Origin of the sequence: Leptolyngbya sp. NIES-2104, assembly GCF_001485215.1 — a bacterium.
Lineage (GTDB): Bacteria > Cyanobacteriota > Cyanobacteriia > Leptolyngbyales > Leptolyngbyaceae > Leptolyngbya.
Genome location: NZ_BBWW01000001.1, coordinates 664,014 through 683,361 on the forward strand (window position 1 = coordinate 664,014; position 19,348 = coordinate 683,361).

At 46.1% G+C, this 19,348-nt stretch carries 13 protein-coding genes and 1 pseudogene; 2 read left to right on the plus strand and 12 right to left on the minus strand.

Features of this window, described 5'->3' with window-relative positions; translation table 11 throughout:
• Positions 1–19 precede the first annotated feature (19 nt).
• Complete coding sequence (locus NIES2104_RS03255; protein WP_058995702.1) at positions 20–811, plus strand: MinD/ParA family protein; 792 nt, start codon at positions 20–22, stop codon at positions 809–811.
• Positions 812–1,013: 202 nt separating this feature from the next.
• On the opposite strand, the gene NIES2104_RS03265 is transcribed toward NIES2104_RS03255, so the two are convergent.
• From NIES2104_RS03265 to NIES2104_RS03315, 11 genes are all read right to left on the minus strand, one after another.
• Entirely contained in the window at positions 1,014–1,889 is an 876-nt protein-coding gene (locus NIES2104_RS03265; RefSeq protein ID WP_059001541.1) for a phosphate/phosphite/phosphonate ABC transporter substrate-binding protein, read from the minus strand.
• A gap of 127 nt (positions 1,890–2,016) precedes the next feature.
• Positions 2,017–4,557: a CHAT domain-containing protein gene (locus tag NIES2104_RS03270; protein ID WP_058995706.1), complete on the minus strand. Its 2,541-nt coding sequence runs from the start codon at positions 4,555–4,557 to the stop codon at positions 2,017–2,019.
• 4 nt (positions 4,558–4,561) lie between these two features.
• Positions 4,562–7,108 carry an S-layer family protein gene (locus NIES2104_RS03275; RefSeq protein WP_058995708.1) on the minus strand — a complete coding sequence of 849 codons (2,547 nt, stop codon included), beginning with the start codon at positions 7,106–7,108 and terminating at the stop codon, positions 4,562–4,564.
• A gap of 163 nt (positions 7,109–7,271) precedes the next feature.
• Positions 7,272–7,991 carry a response regulator transcription factor gene (locus NIES2104_RS03280; RefSeq protein ID WP_063270216.1) on the minus strand — a complete coding sequence of 240 codons (720 nt, stop codon included), beginning with the start codon at positions 7,989–7,991 and terminating at the stop codon, positions 7,272–7,274.
• A gap of 167 nt (positions 7,992–8,158) precedes the next feature.
• The gene (locus NIES2104_RS03285) at positions 8,159–8,881 is read right to left on the minus strand and encodes a DUF928 domain-containing protein (protein WP_058995710.1); all 723 of its coding nucleotides are present in this window, start codon (positions 8,879–8,881) and stop codon (positions 8,159–8,161) included.
• A 3-nt stretch (positions 8,882–8,884) separates the two neighbouring features.
• A complete protein-coding gene (locus NIES2104_RS03290) occupies positions 8,885–11,257 on the minus strand; it encodes a CHASE2 domain-containing protein (RefSeq protein WP_058995712.1) in 2,373 nt (790 codons plus the stop codon).
• A gap of 47 nt (positions 11,258–11,304) precedes the next feature.
• Complete coding sequence (locus tag NIES2104_RS03295; protein ID WP_192843551.1) at positions 11,305–12,201, minus strand: DUF1822 family protein; 897 nt, start codon at positions 12,199–12,201, stop codon at positions 11,305–11,307.
• A 74-nt stretch (positions 12,202–12,275) separates the two neighbouring features.
• Positions 12,276–12,917, minus strand: coding sequence for a hypothetical protein (locus NIES2104_RS03300; protein WP_058995717.1), 642 nt, complete (start codon positions 12,915–12,917; stop codon positions 12,276–12,278).
• 296 nt (positions 12,918–13,213) lie between these two features.
• Entirely contained in the window at positions 13,214–13,912 is a 699-nt protein-coding gene (locus NIES2104_RS03305) for a response regulator transcription factor (protein ID WP_058995719.1), read from the minus strand.
• A gap of 343 nt (positions 13,913–14,255) precedes the next feature.
• A complete protein-coding gene (locus NIES2104_RS03310) occupies positions 14,256–14,915 on the minus strand; it encodes a response regulator transcription factor (RefSeq protein ID WP_058995722.1) in 660 nt (219 codons plus the stop codon).
• Positions 14,912–16,006 carry a response regulator gene (locus NIES2104_RS03315; RefSeq protein ID WP_058995724.1) on the minus strand — a complete coding sequence of 365 codons (1,095 nt, stop codon included), beginning with the start codon at positions 16,004–16,006 and terminating at the stop codon, positions 14,912–14,914. Before NIES2104_RS03315 ends, NIES2104_RS03310 begins: the two co-directional genes overlap by 4 nt.
• A gap of 228 nt (positions 16,007–16,234) precedes the next feature.
• Between NIES2104_RS03315 and NIES2104_RS03320 the strand changes: the two genes are divergently transcribed.
• Positions 16,235–19,087, plus strand: a complete 2,853-nt coding sequence (locus NIES2104_RS03320; protein ID WP_058995725.1) for a hybrid sensor histidine kinase/response regulator — start codon at positions 16,235–16,237, stop codon at positions 19,085–19,087.
• Positions 19,088–19,127: 40 nt separating this feature from the next.
• On the opposite strand, the pseudogene NIES2104_RS32865 reads toward NIES2104_RS03320, so the two are convergent.
• Positions 19,128–19,333, minus strand: a pseudogene (locus NIES2104_RS32865) (hypothetical protein); the annotation flags it as partial.
• Positions 19,334–19,348 lie beyond the last annotated feature (15 nt).

Here is a 19,348-nt window from a genome sequence, read left to right on the forward strand (position 1 = left end):
TTACTGCGAGGAACGACCTGTGTCTGAAATTATCTCTGTCCATTCTTTCCGTGGCGGAACTGGTAAATCGAATGTAACCAGTAATCTTGCAACGATTATTGCGCGATCGGGTAAGCGTGTCGGTATCATTGATACTGACATTCAATCGCCTGGAATTCATATTTTGTTTGGGCTAGATGAAGATCGAATTAGCTATACGCTGAATGACTATCTCTGGGGGCGTTGTCGCATCGAAGAAGCGGCTTATGATGTCAGCCCCGTTTTGAGACAGAAGCAAAGACTATTTGGCAAAACAGGAGGCATTCATCTCATTCCCTCTAGCATTAAAACGGGTGAAATTTCGCGAATTTTGCGAGAAGGCTATGATGCTCGCTTGCTCAATGATGGGCTGCGGAATTTAATCGATCGATTAAAGCTTGATTATTTGTTCATCGACACGCATCCCGGCATCAATGAAGAAACATTGCTCTCTGTGATTATGTCTGATGTGCTTGTGATTATTCTGCGCCCGGATAGTCAGGATTATCAGGGAACAGCGGTCGCAGTCGATGTCGCTCGAAAGCTAGAAGTACCAAAGATGTTTGTCGTGGTCAATAAAGCGTTACCGTCAGCAGACTTTAAAGAGTTGCGCTATCGAGTACAGAATGCTTACAACACCACGGTTGCGGGAATTCTGCCAGTCTGCGAAGAGATGTTTCGGCTAGGAAGTAGTGATATTTTCTGCTTGCGACATCCGGATCATCCTTGGTCGCATGAAGTCAATGTGATCGCAAAACAGATTGTTGGTTCAGGCTCAAAATTATTGATTTAAGTCAGTTCGACAAGTCTTTCCGCTTCGATTCGACCTCGCCCCGGAATGGAATTCGGGGCTAATCGTGCGAAGCCCACTAAAGGGGGCTGAAGACGCATAAAGTCGAGGCTGACAGTCCTGCGCCGCTCTTCCGCGAATTCTATTTCGGGGCGAGTAAACAACGGAGCGAAGGAATTCATCGAACTAGCAATTCTAGACAGAGTTACTTGAACAATCGAACAGGCTTTTGCTGTAACAATGCGATACTTGCTTTAGTATCTCCCGGAAACATCGATCGCACTCGTTCAACTACAGAAATCATATATTGATAATCGGGAACTGGAGCATTTGTAATGTATCCAGCTTCTTCAGCCACGACCGAAGAAGCTTCGCTGAGAACCTGACGAACTCGCTCTTGAGCAGCGCGATCGAGCGTCGAATTTACTAAAATTGCTCCTGGTGGAACTTGATGTGAATCCGTGAATAACACTCGGAGCTTTGCTTGCGTCACGTGGCTTTTATAAGTCTCAAACTCTTCGAGTGACAGCGCTCCCACATCGGCTTTTCCTTGAGCGACTGTATCTAACACCGCTTTAGGAGTTGCCGAAAAGACTAGCTCAGCTAAAGTTAGCCCGTACAAGTTAAACAGCGGAAAGTAGAATCCGGTGGCTGAGCCAGGATTCCCGATCGCGACTGTCTTACCCGTGATCGCACTAATTTCCTGAATCGGGCTATCTTCCCGAACGACTAACGTCGATCGACGATTTTGTACACCGATCAGCGGAAATAATGGCACATATTGATATTGTGAAATTGCGATCGCAGCTAAACCGGGGGGTGCGAAAACCAGCGACCAAGCCCGATGTTGCAGGCGATCGATTGCTAAATTTTCATTTAATGCAGGTTCTAACACGATCAAAGCCTGCATTTTTTCGCTGAGATAGCGTTTGAAGCGATCGTATTGTTCGAGCGTTTTGCTACCTTCTTCATAGCTTACGACTCCAACTGAAAGCGATCCGCTGCTCGAATTGGCTCCTGATTTTGCGGTGCAAGCGGAGAGTAACATGAAAGATAAAAATAAGCGGCGAGAAACTTTCATCGCGATCGCCTCCATTGTCTAAATTATTGAGCTGTAAGCATTGCTTTCGTTCTCTACAGCGGATTCCTCTATGATGGCTATTTTCTCAAGCAAATTGCTCAAATCTCAATGTTTCTAAACACCAATCTTACAGCCAATTTCCAATTAAAACATAGTTGCTCCAAATATGAGGAGTCGTGTAGCCCGTTTTTTGAATCAAATTGAGTTGCGCTTGTCGAACGGCTTCGGCTTTGGTTGTTCCGGGTTGAGAGAGCGATCGATAAAACTGCGCCATAAATTCGGTGTTCGGTGCGTCTTGTGCTGTCCAAAGCGTTGATAAAACACTGCGGGTTCCGGTTCTTGCTGCCAGTCCTGCTAATCCCAAAACTGCGCGACTGTCGCCACGAGCGGTTTCACAAGCACTCAAAACTAGCAGTTCTAGAGGGCGAGATCCCGATCGACTGCTAATCTGTACGAGATCATGCAAGGTTTGGGTAGCAATGCGTTCTTTGTAGGCAACCATATAAGTTTCTGTTGGGTCAGAACTAAACGTGCCGTGAGTTTTCCAGTGAATTGCAGAAAAATTGCTGTTTTGAAGCTGTTTGCGAATGTTTGGAATGGTGAAAGCTTCATTAATCAGCGGTGGATTGGTTTTGACCGATTGAGCAATGCGATCGAGTTCTTCTCGAAGCTTGAGAATCGGTGGATAGTTCTTTCCGTCGATCGTCTGAGGAATGCCAACACCGCCGAGTGTGACTGCCAGAGCTTCCGGCGAGGATCTGGGTGTGAATACTTGAAGACGGGGTGCGATCGCGACTGCATATCCTTTCTCGATTAAGTGTTGCTTGCCATCATAAAGCACAGACATCGGAATATTGCGTAAAGCACCATCCAGCACAAAAACAAGCGTATTGATTGAACTTCCTGCAAGTTGAGGTTCTAACGGTTTAATCATCCAATCGTAGACAGTTTTAGCGCTTGTTAGAACTTCTGGTGTTCGACCTGGAATCGCTAGGTTTTCTTGTAATGCTTGTAGTGTTGTTTCTGCTGTTCCTTTGGCGAGAGTGGTTTCATAATACACGAATTGATTGGAAGCTTGCGGAAATTGAGCAATCACAGCCAGACGTTCAGACGGTTGTGATGCTTGAAGTAGAATCGGATAGAGAATCAGAGCATTTGTATCCGAAATCTGATCGACTCGCTTGATGTTGCCTAAGGTACACCCCAGATAGTTTTCAAGTTCTGCAATCTGAAGCGCATCAACGCTTTGTATTGCTTTTTGAAGTTGGGTCTGGCTCGGTTGTTGCTCTGAGGTTAACAGCAGTTGAATAAACTCTCGGTATACAGGTTCAACATTATCGCGAAACGAAAATTGGACATCAGGATTGATTCTTAATAGATCGTTGCGAATCGATTGTAGAGACGCGATCGCAGTTTCATAAGCAGAGGTAGCAACTTTGCGATCGTTTTGATACTGTGCGAGTCGTCCGAGCTGCCATTCCCAACGATAGCGAATTTCAGGTGCTCGAATTGGTTCTAATTTGAGTAATGCTTTCTCAGTCAGCGATCGGGCTTCTGCCCATTGATGCGCTTGTTCGTAAAGATTTCCCAGTTGTCCGAGTGCGTAAGATTCGGCTCGACTGTCGTTTAACTGTTGTGCTTGTTTGATAGCAGAACTGAGAAATTGTGCAATTTCAATCGAATTTGACTTTGCTAAACGCATCCAGTTTTCAGATAGATGAATGGCAGCATAAACCGTAATTCGACTTGGCGGTAATTGCCCGATCGCTTGTCGCAGTTTCGGTAATTGAACGATCGCTTTGTCTGATTGTGCTGTTTCAACGAGCAACGCGAATCGATTGAGTTGCGCCGATAGAGAATGATCTAAACTAATCGATTGTTCATAGTAATTCAAAGCGGTTCGTAAATGCGATCGCGCTTCAGAGCGTCCTAATGCCTGTAAACGTTCTGCAATAGCACGTTCAGTATTGCCTAACTCCAAGTAAATCGAGCTAATTTTTGCAGGTTTCTTAGCAAGCTTCAAGCTTTCTTGTAAGCGATCGCCCGAACGATTCAAATTACCAACCTGACGTAAAACGCTACCTAAATCCCGCAGCACTGTCGCTTTCAATTCGATATCAGCCTGAGATTGAATCTGCTGATAAATTTGCTGTAGTAAGCTCTCAGCTTGCCGACTAAATCCCAAAGCTTGAAGCGCTTTTGCTTGATTGAGTTGAGCGATCGCAACTCCTCTAGAATTGTTAGCTTGAGCATACCCCTGAGCCGATTTTTGCCAAGCCGTTAAAGCGAGTTCTAATTGGCTATGCAACCAATAGAGCTTTCCTTGAGCATTTAAGGCTTTTGCGTAAACTTCAGACTGCTCTGGCGAAGAACTAACTTGAGCGAGAAGGTGAAAGCTTTGATTTAAGCTTTGTTCTGCAAGCTGTAACTGTCCGAGTTGTTGATAAGCGAGTGATAAATTATTTAGCGTGAGTGCTTGTCCTAGAACATTTTTTTGATTTGCAAAATTCTGATTTGCTTGTTTCCAAAGTTGTATTGCCTCAGAAAAATTCTCGCGATCGTATTGTGTAATTCCTTGCTGAATCAACAACTGAGAAGAATTAGCAAGTTGAGGAACTGAGATTGCAATCATCAAACTTGCTAGAAAAATAATTAACCATCGCAACATTGTCTCACCTCCGTCCACAGTGCCAGCGATCGACTTGAGGAGCAACGAGGACAATTTCTCCTTGATCGTTTCGTTGCCATCCTTGAGCTTCGACAATCGGTGCATTGAGTTCGGCAAGCCACGATCGCGGAAGCTGCAAATCCTCCAAAATATCATTGCTACTGTTCGGATCAGTCGGTAGAGGAGCAACTCCGCCCCGTCCCGTCTGATAGAATTCACTTCGATTTGCTTGAGATGTTCCTTCTGAAGAACAATCGATCGCAACGAATCGAGACGCATCAATGATATCGGTTGGAAGTTCTACTAATCCTCGATTGAGATCCACATCAGGAGTTGCGATCGCAATATTTCCTGCAATGCCAAAATCAGAACTTGCAGTGATATCACTCAGAGCAGTTAAACGCGGACGAAATTCAACGCCAAAGAGACCTTGTGCGGTGATATCGACTCGACCGCCACTCCCTACGATCGCATTCGCAGTAATATCACTATTCTCATTTGGAACTGTAACAATTAAACCACCGTTGAAAGTAATGTTGCCGCCGCTCGCATTCTCACTCGCATTCGTTGTAATTTTACTCTCTCGCCGCAGAACTAACAGCGGAGTAGTGAGTGTAATGTTTCCGCGTCCAGCATTGGTATTTGAGCGAATTCGAGCATCATCGGTCAAGTGAATCTCAGAGTTGGCTTGAATCTCAATATTTCCAGCACTGGCTGTTCTTCCGATCGCTGTTCCACCACTGGTCGCTGTGATTAACCCTCGATCGGCAAGTCGTAGGCGATCGACATTCAAGACAATTCCGCCTGCATTGCCGCTCGACTCTGAGCCTGCTTCAGTGGCAACGAAACTAGGTAGATCTGTGATTGAATTGAAGCCAGCAATCTCTACTGATCGTGCCCGTATCGTCACATCGCCGCTTGTCCCGGTGCCAAACGTTCGAGTTGCAATCCGTCCGCCATTCAAGACGCGCAATGTTCCAGTCTCGATCGTGATATTGCCTGCATTCCCGGTTGCATTAGTATTGGCTTGAGCACCAAACGAACTTGAAAAGCCACTGATCGGATCGAAGCCGATAATGTCGATCGCTTGTGCCCGAACCGTTAAATCGCCACCATTCCCGGCTCCAACCGTGTTCGCAGAGAGCAATCCACCATTTAATATCCGCAAGGTTTTAGTATCAATGGTCAAGTTGCCTGCATTTCCGCTTGAACGAGGTCGCGCTTCAGCAGAGATAAAACTCGGACTTTCGTCCGGTGCATAAAAGTCAGTGATGTCGATCGCTTGTGCCCGGATAGTTAAATTGCCGCCGTTTCCCGTTCCGAAAGTTCTAGTTGAAACAAATCCATTCTCTGCAACCCGTAAGGTTTGAGTGTCGATCGTCAAGTTGCCTGCGTTTCCAGTTGAACTCTGTCTCGCTTCAGCCGCCAAGGTGCTAGAAGCATTCGTTTGGGACGCAAAGCCAGTGACTTCCATCGATCGTGTCCGGACAGTTAAATCACCCCCATCGCCCGCGCCGAAGGTTCTAGCTGAGACTCGTCCACCATCTGTGACTCGTAGCGTTTCGGTTTCGATCGTCAAGTTGCCCCCCTTGCCTGTTGAACCTCGACTCGCTTCAGCCGCGATCGCACTAGAATCAGTCATATCCTCCGGATTCACGCCACTCACTTCGACTAGCTCTGATGCACGAACAATCAAATCTTTTCCCGCTTGCGTCCCTTCTGTGATGGTTGCCATTTGAGATCCTTCTGTCAGATGAATCCGCCGACCTTGAACTTGGATACTACCGCCACCGCTGCCGCTCGTATCGACCCGCGCCGCTTGAACGAGTTGAATATCTTGGAACTGTTGAACTGCTTGATAGTTCAGTTTCAAGCTGGAATCGATCGATACATCACTCTCTGATGCAATACTTCCTAGCTCAACGTGTCCTGCTTCTGCGATTAACTTACCCCTCTCTAGTGCGACTCCATCGCCGACCAGTGCAAGAGTTTGTTCGGGCTTAACCTCAAGGCGACCTTGCACAAGAATGCTTCCTGGATTGTTGCCAGATTGCAGTCCGATTGGCGCACTGATTGTAAGAAGCGGTGGAGCTTGGGGATCAGTGGCAGAGAAGGCGAATCCATTGTCGAATACAATGCGATCGACAGTGCTAACAACAAATGAACCGCCCAGATCTAACCGAGCATTCGCACCAAAAATCATCCCATTCGGATTGAGCAAAAATAGATTCGCTGTGCCATTTGTTTGAATCAGTCCATCAATGTTAGAAATCGTTCCTCCTGTGACCCGTGTAAAAATGTTTTGAACTTCGATCGCATTGTTAAACGATGCGGTTCCACCTGTGGGAACTGAAAATTCACGAAAGCTGTGAAATAAATTATTATCTCGAATCGTTCCACCCTCGATCGTGCAAGTTGTACAGCCTGCTTCCACGCGGGAATTTACAGGCAACGTGCTATCTGGCACAATCTGGGCGTTGACTGCATCGGTAGCAATCAGACAAAAGAGCAGACCTCCTAACCTTCCAAGCGATCGTGGAATTCGGTTCATAGGCAATGCGGAATTCTTTAACTAGCAATCTTGAAAACTTCGATCGCAGAAGTCAAGCCCGCAATGTTACGAATTATGCTGCAAAATCATTGAGTCTTTTCTGAAATTCATTGTTTCAATTGAGCTTTAGAACATTGTGAACAGATTTAACAAAAAACCGTTTTTATTTCGCTGATTGTCTAGCTTCAAGCCGAGGTACAGATCGAACCTCAGTTGTCTGATCACCTCTAAACATCGAATTTGCATAGATCGCAAGCTGCGATCGATTTCGCAAATTCAGCCGATTGAGGATACTCGTAACATGGCTTTTCACAGTGCCCTCAGTAATGTACAGTTTTTGTGCAATCTCGCGATTCGTAGCACCGATTCCAATCAAGCACAATACGTCTTGTTCTCGTGCGGTCAATCCTGAAAGATTTGTTCGGGTAAGTTCGTTGACTGAAGTCACCGGAGCAGCGATCGACAATTTATCAAAGATACCCGGAGCGAATTGAGTATATCCTTGATGCACCACTCGAATCGCATCGGCTAATTCTTTTGCTGACATATCTTTTAGCAGATAGCCTCGCGCTCCGGCTCTCATTGTTGCTGCGATATAAGCATCATCATCATAAGTACTCAGGACTAGAACTTTGACATTGGGAAAATTCTGAGTCATCAACTGGGTTGCTACTCGTCCATCCATTTCTGGCATTCGGGTATCCATTAAAACCACATCAGGCTGGAGTTCTGCTACAAGTTCCAGCGCAATTCTGCCATTCTCCACATCCCCAACCACTTGAAAATCTGGTTCTAGTTCTAACATTGCCCTGAGTCCTCGACGAATCAGACTCTGGGCATCTACCAGCAATAAACGAATCATCGGAAATTCTGTGCTTGTCATCGATTGCGGCTCTCTTGGGTAAACAATGGAAGCTGTCAACGATTGAGACTTCATAAAGCAATGTCCTAGCTGAAATGAACAGAATGTTGATTCATGAGCAGCTTGCTACACCTCATGAGTCATTCGGCAACAGCAACCCGAAATTTTGCGATCGCGCCAAGATTGAATTATTTCGTTACAGGTTTCGCGTGTTCGGTTTTGTCCTTGAGAACAATCACTGAACCTAGTAAAGGCTCTTGAGCAAGATGCTCAGCATCAATTGTTTGTAGCAAAGTACGCCACTGAGTTCTCAGTTGTGGATTCTGCGGCGATGTTTGCAATTGACCTGCAACTTGTGCGATCGCATCATACCAAATGTCTGAAGTCGCAGCATTGATTTGACGCTGCCGCTCTGGAGTGAGTCCGGTTCGCTGAATAAATCCATGTAGGGTTAAATCAGGCTGTCTACCGCTGCCATTGCGACAATAAAGCTGAAAATACCAGTGATAGTATTTGCCTGGTTCAATTTCCGGTTGCGATGGCAGCGTAACACTCACGATACCTGGAGTTTTTGGCAAGGTAAAGCGAACAGTATGCAATCGCTGTTGTTCTTTTGGATACGCAAGAAGAGAGAATTCACCGGATTGAATTTGATCCGATCCGAAGGGGATGTAAAAGAAAATTGTGGGCTGATTGGTAGTCGTCAAGACCGGATTTTTGACGGGAATCAATGCTCGCATTCGATTACTTTCCGAGGTGCAAGCTGAACGAGTCGCGGGATCAAGTCCGCCGCCTGGTTGAGTGCCATTCGGAGGCGGATCACTCGGCGGAGCAGGTGGACGTTGACTAATTGCGCGATCGACAGTCGCAGCAATCAGAATTAGGGGAGCGATCCATTTGAAGTAGCGCATCGTTCACCTGCGATCGACTCTAAGATAAAACACAACACCGATCGCCGTAAGCAGCATTGTGATCAGTGTCGGAACTAACGGAAGCCACCCCCCTACTTTTAACACATACAAGCAGAGTTGATAGATGCAACTAAAGAACACTGCGATCGCAATTCCCAAAATTAGCGGACGCGATTGCGCAATAGTAACAATCATTGCGGTGATCCCTGACCAAATCAGCACCCAAAGTGTATCGCCCCATTGGAAGTGCTGCCACTGTGGTAAACCCCAAATCGACGATCGTTGATTTAATACTGAACTGAGCAGTTGACTCACGGAGTGAGCATGAATCCAAACGCCTGCCATTTCACCGTAAGGGGTTGCAAAAGTATCTCTCGCAACCGGAGCCGTATAGCCGATGAAAACAATACGATCGCGAACCATCTCCGCTGTGACTTGCCGATTCAAGACTTTTTGCAGCGGAATCTGTTGTCCGGGTGGAGCCGTTCGATAGTTCAGCATCGTTTGATTTGCACGCTCAAGGGTTTGATAAGCCCCAAATCGAGTCGGTAGCGGATTGAAGATTGTCGAGCCAAACTGCCATCGTTGGTCAGCAGTAACCTGGATCGGCTGGATGCCTGACTTTTGTAAAAATCGATAGGCTAACTGAAAACTCAGGCTGTAGGGCGTTGTACACGTCGATCGCGTTAGTGCAATGTTGGGATCATACGATAAAAGCTGACGACGAACGGTTTGTTTGCTGGATTGTTGTTCTGATTGCACATCAGTACGAAGTGTATCCGATTGCGATCGATTCACGGTATCTAGAACTAAGTTACTAAATCCTAATTGCTCAAGTTTCTGATCGGTGGAAAATTCAGGCGGAGCAGCATAGTTCTGGTCAGATTGAGCAAACGCGCAAACCGTCAGCAGATTTGCGTTTTGTTGGAATTGAGCAATCAAAGCGCTGCGCCCTTCGCCTCTCGGTTGAGCGCGGTGCATATCAATCGCGATCGCACTGGGTTGTAGGGGTTCGAGTGCTGCGATCGCCTTGACCAAAACGGCATCTGAGAGTGGATATCCGCCGAACTGATTTACATCTGCTTGTGTCACTTCGACCACGAGAATTCGAGAATCGATCGCTTCTGTGGGACGCGATCGCATCAACGCATCGTAAGCCGAAAGTTCAACCGATTGGAGTGCTCCTGTCGATCGAATTCCCATGATCATCAAGGTTGCAGCAACACTCACCCACAGCACCCTCAACGACCGCCAGCGACGCGAAGAAGTCCGTGGAGAACGGCGTGGAGTAGACCGACCTTGGAGCGTGAGCCAGTTTGGAGGCGTGACCAATGGATCTTGATAAATGATCGGAAGCCAACTCGCGCAAGGGAATTGATGCTCTAATCCCTGGAGCCGCTCTCTTGCTTGTCGAGTCGCAAGATAAAGTGATTCACCGCTCGAAAATACTTCTAAAAAGTACTTTAGAAAAACTGCTGCGACTTGATCGGTAATCGGCTCCCGCATCACAATCAACTGAGGGATTCGTAATTGCTGAAGTTCTTGTACGAGTCCTAACCCATCACAAGAATTAAAAATTGCAAGCTGCAATCCTCGATCGATTGCCTTGCGTAATCCATATTTGAGTTGAGAAAGGGTTAAGCTGTCAGTTTGATTGATGTAAAGCCGTCCCGTTTCTCCTTCAGTCTCGCTATGTCCAGCAAAAAATAAAATATCCCAAGCTTCTTGCCAAAGTCGTTCACTAAACTGTTGCCGCTCTGGTTCTACTAAAAATTCAATGTCTGCATTAGGTAACTGTTCGAGAATTGCGCGATCGTGTTCGAGTTGGATGCCGCGACTGTTCCCTAAAATTGCTAATACTCGCACTTTATTCTTCTGGATCACCGGACGATCAGAAATTGCCTCATATTCCGGTGCGCTCAAAGCAATTTCAGCTTTTGGATAGCGTTCAAAAAAGTCCCATTCATGCCAAGGTAATTTCTGTAAATTTAAGTCATCAGTGCGAAGCAAAAACCGAATCGAATCATCGCGATCAAAGCTTTCTCGCAGACGACGATCGATTAACTGAAATGATTCAGAATTCAGCCAAACTCGAAAGCGATCAAGCAGCACTTCAGCCGATTCGCGACACTCCACAATCCGACGATTGAGCGAACCTTTATGAACGATTTTTTGCCCTTTAATTCGAGCAGGCACACCCAGCGATCGATAGTTCTGATACCAATGCCGTTGAATCTGGCTTGCGACTTCTGGAGCCGCAGGTAAACTACCTTTGACCTTCAGAATCAATTGTTGTTCCACACGAATTTCTAGCGTGGCACGAAAGCCCGCAAGTTCAAAATCCCCTTCTAGCTCCAAAACGACCAATTTATCCATCGTATGCAAACTATCGCTCTATGTATACGGTCGCAATTCACAGTCCTTCAAATCTCAAACGCTTCAAGAATGATGCACCCTAGTAGACGAATCCTGATGCCAAATCGCTCTTTGCGCTCACCGCTAAACTGAAACTCTAGCCCTTCACTCTCGTTGCTCTCGGCTTGCAACACCGTTTTTCCCACTTCGTCTAACACTGAAACATGCAGCGATCGCGGTAAGTACCGCTCCTTTCCAATCGGGCAGAGTTCTAAGTTAATCTGATACTCCGATCGTGTTCTCGGTGTCACTTCGATTAACAATAAAACTTGTTCTTCGGGCGCATCTCCTAATGTCAAAAGCTTACCACGTCTTACTCCGGTTATCGGAAGTTCCAGAGCATTAAAAACCGGACTGCGGAAACTCAAGGCAGCGCTTTCTTGCCAGTCACCAATCAGCATTTCGAGCGTTTTCCAGCCTGATTCTGTGACAGTGTGAAACCAATCGCTCAAACGGGTGATTGGATGAGTCGTAGCAAGCTGATATAAGTAGTTAGGAAGTTCATCGATCGACTGTAGTTTCTCTAGAAACAATGTCTCTGTTTCTACTGAGAACACAAATCCTAGTAGTTCTGCTTCAGTTAAATCTGAGTTCAACCGCACTGCAATATAAGCAATCCGTTCACTCGCTTGCGAAGGAATCAAGCAAGATTTTTCGTCGTTTAGAACTAAGCAACATTCCACAGATCCAAATCCTTCAATCCGCAGGTCTGCGGTATTCGTTAAGACTTGTAGAAGTGGATTCCAGCTTTGACTGTTTTCCAAGTCTGTCTTGATATCCAAACAGGTGAGGTAGAAGTGAACTGCTTGAACACTCAAAGTATTGAGATACACCTGTTTTGCTTTATCAGGATCAGAGTGATGCTGATAAAACTTTTCCGCGACCTGATGGTTGAGAGCAGTCATTGGAATCGTGAACGGAAGTCGATGATCTAGAGGGTTTATCATGATCAGAGGAAGCGAGTTCATTGGACTTGCAGCTATTGAGAAAGATAGGCTTTGAACTTAGGAGCGAATTTTGTTAAACAACGACCATAAAAAGAACTCAGCGTCACGACTTTAACATCAAGTTCTTCTGAAATCTCTTTCCAGGAATAACCCGCTAAGAACTGTAGTGCGATGTACTGAAAATTAGCAGCGGGCTTATGTTCGATATGCGTGGTTTGAAATAATCGATCGTGATCCTCCTGAATACATTGAATGATTTCTTCAGTGAGAGAAGCATTAACTTGTGATGCGATCGGAGTTTGTTTTTCTAGCACTTCTAAGGGCGATCGCTTGATGCGCGATCGATCGACTCCTTTCGGAATCGTCGGCAGCAGATCGCGACTCGCTTCGATAAAGAATCGTTTCTTCATCAAAAAATTCGCCCACTGCATCACCTCTAATTCTGGATTGTATCGATCGATTTCCTTGCACAGATAAAGAAACAATCGCTGTTGAGCTTCTGCATAAATTTCCTCATACACTCCTTGAAATTGCCCCTGGAACGGGCGAACTAGTTTGTTCGATTGACAGATGATGCTAATCAATCGAGAGAGCGATCGCTGACGTTCTGGCGTTTTGGCTAAATGGCATTGAGCCTCTATCGCCAGTTGTTTCAGTTGTTCGTCTAGGGTCATGGGGGCAAACGGTACAAACAATCCTGTCTGAAGAGTATTCGTAAATCGAGGCGATCAATTCTGCCAATTTCTAAAATTTTTTGGAATGTTACAAAAGCGCGATCATTCTAAAACGCAAATGAGTTAAAAATCTTACAGTTCCGAAACTTTGCAGAAATCGCAGCCTGATCTAACGAATAGTGTTCCTTCTGACATTGATGTAAAGCTTCTGTTTGAATTTCTATTTCAATATCCGTCACCTACTCAGAGTTTGTTTAGCCGCAAATTCTATTTGCCCAGGCATTCATGCAAGAAGTCTATTGATCGGACTCTACTTCGGTCGGATTGTTTGAATCTTTTGGGCGAAAAACAGAGTTCGCGTAAATTGCAATTTGCGATCGATTTCGCAGGCTCAGCCGATTGAGAATACTGGTGACGTGCGTTTTAACCGTACCTTCTGTGATGTAGAGTTGTTGGGCAATTTCCCGATTTGTTGCACCCTGTCCGATGAGTCGTAATACTTCTTGTTCTCGTGGTGTCAGTGTGGAAATGATTGGAGCCGCTTCTGGACGATCTTCATTGGATGTTGCAATGGACAACTTATTAAACAATCCTGGACCAAACTGCGTATAGCCCTGATGCACAAAGCGAATTGCGACTGCGAGTTCTCGTGATGGCATATCTTTGAGCAAGTACCCTCTTGCGCCTGCCTGCATGGCTCCTGCAACATAAGTATCATCATCGAAGGTACTAAGAATGAGAACTTTCACAGCAGGAAAATTCTGAGTAATCAACTGAGTCGCTGTTTGTCCGCTCATTTCTGGCATTCGGATATCCATCAAAACGATATCTGGGTGAAGTTGTGCAACCAGTTCTAAGGCAGCTTTACCATTTTCTGCATCGCCGACAATTTCTAAATCAGGCTCTAGTTCTAGCATTGCTTTGAGTCCTTGCCGAATCAAGCTTTGATCATCCACCAGCAAGACGCGAATTCGACGAGATTCAAGAGATTGCATTGATACCTCCGAATACTAAGATATTAGATGAAACTCAGTGCAACTAGGGTGTGCTTTAAAAACTCCTCGCTTCATTCACTCCCGCCCCGGAATAGAATTCGGGGCTAACCGTGCGAAGTCCACTGAAGGGGACTAAAAGCCAAGTTCAGCATCTTTAGTCCGTTTCAACGGACTTCGCACGGTTAGCCCCGAATTCCATTCCGGGGCGGGTGAGCAACGCAGTCAGAAGGCTTTAAAACACACCGTAGTTCAGCTTGAATTTATCTAGTAGTTCAGCTTGAATTTATCTAAAAGATCAATGCGATCGCATCGAATGAATGTCACGTCTGCTCTATTACATTTGTCATTGCTTTGATTTCAGCCAAACTGGGTAAGTATTCGCAACAAGTGCGGCTTGAGTACGATCGCGAACCTTCAATCGATCCAAAATATGCGAAATATGGTTTCTCACCGTTCCTTCAGAAAGATGCAGCGTTTGAGCAATTTCTCGATTGCTTGCCCCGACTGCAACTAATCGCAGGACATCGCGCTCTCGATCAGTGAGTTCCTCGATCTCAGAGGGGGCAGTCTTTGGAGCCTCATGAGTTTGAACAATGACTTTCTCAAAAATGCCCGGACCGAACTGCGTATATCCTTGCTTAATCGATCGAATCGCCTTCGCCAGTTCCTCCGCAGGGGTATCCTTGAGTAAATATCCTTTCGCTCCAAATCGGAGTGCTTCAGATACATAGTTCGTATCATTGAACGTAGTCAAAATTAAAATCTTCACGTCTGGAAACCGCTGGCAGAGATGCTGAGTCGCTTGTACACCATCCATCACAGGCATCCGGATGTCCATTACTACCACATCCGGACAGTCTGGCTGTAATGCTTGGAATTGTTCGATCGCACGTTGTCCATTTTCCGCTTCAGCCACAATTTTCAAATCTGGCTTCATTTCTAAGAGCGTTCTTAAGCCTCGACGCACAATCTCTTGATCTTCGACTAGCATCACTCGAATCATCGCCCTATCTCCACGTTTGGCAATTCTGCACAGATACAGCAACCATTTCCAGGTGAACTATCAATATTGAGCTGTCCACCAACTGCCGCTGTTCGTTCTTGCATTCCTCGTAGTCCGTAACCGACAGAAGGTTCACTCGGATAGAATCCTTTACCGTTATCTTTTACCACTAGAGAAAGTCCATTTGATGTCGTCTGCAAGCGAATCTGAACAATCGTGGCATCTGCATATTTACAAATATTGGTTAAGCTTTCTTGCACAATCCGATAGGCGACATGATTCACAGCCTTAGAAAGTGGGTGAGACAAATCGATCGAACAATCGGGTAAGATGCCTGCTGTGAGGTAAAACTCATCGGTCAGTTTGACGATCGCGCTTTCTAATAACTGTCCTTGCAGCGGGTCGGATCGAATGTTTGAAACCGATTGACGGACAGCTTGCAGGGCTTGTGATCCCAACTGTTTTGCTTCAGTTAAAAAGCTATATGCGCGATCGAGATCAACTGTCCAAAGCGTCAGTCCGGTTTCAAGCTGAACATTCAGCGCCACGAGCAAATGTCCCAGAGAATCATGAATATCACGGGCGATGCGGTTGCGCTCTTCGACTGCCGCCATTTCCTCGATTCGTTGATTCAGGGCGCGTTCTTGTCCGAGAGCGCGGCGCAGGTCTTCTTCTGTGGTCTGGAGGCGACGATTTTGCTCTTGAAGCTGTTGATTCAGCCGACAGAGTTTCAGTTGGTGTTCGACTCGCACCAGCACTTCCTCGACCTGAAACGGCTTGGTAATAAAATCGGCTCCTCCGACCGCAAAGGCGCGAATTTTGTCGATCGCTTCATTCAGAGCGCTAATAAAAATGACTGGAATCTCTTGAGTCTCAGAATTCTCTCGGAGCCGCTGACACACTTCATACCCATCCATTCCGGGCATGGTGATATCGAGCAGCACGAGATCAGGCGGTTGTGCCTGAATTCCCATCAGTGCGGTTGAACCATTTACGACACTGCGAACTTCATAGCCTTGTTCAGCTAGCATTGCGGATAACAATCGAAGATTGTCCAAAGTGTCGTCAACAATCAGAATGTCACCTTTCATAGAAATGTTTACGTCAAGGTGTAGAGAGGAACTGACGTAGCTCGACTTGTTTCAACTCTAACACTTTTCAGCTTTCAAGCGTCGGTTTGATAGTGTTAAGGTTTGAGGAGTTTTGTCACCCGGTCGGGGCATTTTCTTTTATGCTAATCACCGATAGCATGAGCAGGATTTAACTACAATTTTCGGTACGCTTCTACCCATCTAATCCACGTTTCAAAGGGTTTGGCAATGAAAGCTTTCTCCGATCGAGCTGCAAAATTTACAAAACGTTTATCTTTACATCCGGTGTTAGTTGTTCCGTTTGTTCTGCAAATTTCTTTAGCAGTCGGACTGACCGGATGGCTTTCTGTTCGGAATGGTCAACAAGCCGTCAATGATGTTGCTAGCCAGCTTCGAGGTGAGATTACTGCTCGCATTGAGCAATACTTGGAAACTTATGTCACGACCCCTCACCAAATCAATCGTGTCAACGCAGACGCAATTCGCCTCAATGAGCTAAATCTGCAAGACTTTTCTCAGTTAGAACGACATTTCTTGAACCAAATTCAGATCTTTGAGTCGGTCAGAGCAATCTATGTCGGAACTGAGCAGGACGGCTCACACATTGGAGCAGAGCGGGGAGATGATGGCACGCTTCAGGTAAAAGTTTCGGGAGATGAAACCGGGCACGAAGTTCGGTTTTATGCCGTTGACCGAAATCTCAACCGTACCAAGCTCTTAAAAGCGAAACCTAACTTTAATGCTCGAATTCGACCTTGGTACAAGACGGCTGTTCAGAAAGGTAAAGCAAACTGGGGCGAAATTTACAAACTGTTCGCGGCTCCGAACTATGTGCTAAATGCCAGCTTACCGATTTATGACGATCGACAAACGCTCGTCGGTGTCGCTGCTGTTGATTTCTCCTTGGAGCGCATTAGCAAGTTTCTCAAAAGCATGAAAATTGGGCGATCAGGTGAAACCTTTATTATTGAACGTCAGACTGGATTACTTGTAGCAAATTCTGCCAATCAGCAGCCGTATGTCGTTGAAAATCCAACTGCACCAAAAATTAGCCAGAAATCGAATCGAGTCAAGGCAATTGATAGTTCAGATCCCCGAACGCGACTCACCACACAGCATCTATTACAGCGTTTTGGCGGTTTAACTCAAATTGTCGATCGACAACAACTCGATTTTGAAGCGAACGGTCAACGCCAATTTTTACAAGTCGCGCCGCTTAGAACCGAACAAGGCTTAGATTGGCTGATTGTGGTAGTCGTTCCTGAAGCGGACTTTATGGACCAAATCCAAGCCAACACTCGCACTACAATTTTGCTTTGCATTGCAGCCTTTGGACTAGCAACGCTTTTAGGCATTTTCACAGCACGCTGGATTACTAAACCGATTCTGCGATTAGGCAGTGCTGCAAAAGCGATTTCTCAAGGCAACTTAGATCAAACGGTTTCGATCAATAGCACGACTGAATTAAATCAGTTGGGACAGTCGTTCAATCAAATGGCGGCGCAGTTGCGCGAATCGTTTTCTAAGCTAGAGCGCACCAATGAAGAACTCGAAGAGCGGGTGGCTCAACGGACAACAGAACTGGGGATCAAGAATGCTCAATTAGAGCGAGCCAAAGAAGCCGCTGATGCTGCGAACCTTGCCAAGAGCCAATTTCTCTCAAACATGAGCCATGAACTCCGCACGCCGCTCAATGTGATTCTCGGCTTTACTCAGTTGCTCGCTCGTCATCAAGCGATTTCACCTAGTTCTGAAACCGGACTCAGCCCCCGTCAGCAACAGTATCTTAATACCATCAACCGCAGCGGTGAAGATTTACTAGCGCTGATTAACGATGTCTTAGAGATGTCCAAAATTGAAGCAGGTCGAATCACACTGAATGAATCAACTGTCGATCTCTTTAGTTTGCTCGATCGATCTGAGCAAATGTTTCAACTCAAAGCGCAGTTGAAAGGATTGCGATTGACGCTGGAGCGATCGAACAAAGTCCCTCGATACATTCACACCGACGAAAGTAAGCTGCGCCAAGTTCTGTTAAATCTTATCGGGAATGCGATTAAGTTCACTCAATCCGGCGGTGTGATCCTGCGGGTCAGCACAGCAAATGATGCTGATTTGCGTCTGATATTCAGTGTTGAAGATACTGGACCAGGTATTTCTCCAAGCGATCGAGATCGCTTGTTTAAGCCATTTGTGCAAACCGAAGCTGGACTTAAATCTCAGCAAGGAACAGGACTCGGCTTACCCATCAGTCAGAAATTTGTGCAAATGATGGGCGGAGAGCTAACCGTTAAAAGCGAATTCGGCAAAGGATCTGTTTTTACTTTCGACATTCAAACTCGTGCAGTTAAACCCGAAACTGTGCCGATGCAACTCCCACCACGCGAAGTGATTGGCTTAGAACCGGGACAGCGCACTTATCGAATCCTAGTTGCTGAAGACAAAGCAGAAAATCGGCAATTCTTACTAGAATTGCTCACACCGATCGGGTTTGATGTGCGATCGACGAACGATGGACAAGCCGCGATCGACCTGCTCAAAAGCTGGATGCCTGACTTGATTTGGATGGATATGCGAATGCCTGTTCTGAACGGGTACGAAGCGACTCGACAAATCAAAGCTGCGTATCATCCAGCCCCGATCGTCATTGCTCTCACTGGAAGTGCCTTCGAGGAAGACCGGGTTACGGCTCTGTCTGCTGGCTGTGATGACTTTGTGCGGAAACCTGTACGTGCGGATGTGATTTTTGATAAGATGGCTGAGTATTTAGGGGTGCGCTATTGTTACGCAGCAAAACCGAGCAATCAAGCTGAAATGGTGTTATCTTCGGTTGAAAAACGGACTGCTGATTTGAACGTGTCAGAACTATCGGAAATGTCGATCGACTGGATCACTGAACTACACGAAGCTGCAACGCGGGTTAATGCAAAACAAGTTCTCGATCTAATTCAGCAGATTCCTGACTCTTACGCTTCGTTATCAGAAACACTGTGCAATCTTGTCAACAACTACTGCTTCGAGGAAATTGTCAGAGTGACACAACCCGATCCACGTGAGAACCAAGAAATCTCTAGCATTTGAAAATTAGACTTCTTGCGTGAATCATAAAGCCTGTGCAAGCTCAATATTCACGGGGTATGAGGGGCAGGAGGCGTTTAATGGCAAATCGATTCAAAGCAGGCTTCCAATTCGGAATGGGCAGCGTCCACTTCTTTGCAACGTTGTGCATTGCCAAGTAGATCACTTTGAGCGCCGATTCATCGATCGGAAAGGCACGATGACTTTTCTCAAGGTCATGTTCAACGACTCAACGGCGTTCATGGGAAACTGCTCGTCGCATAA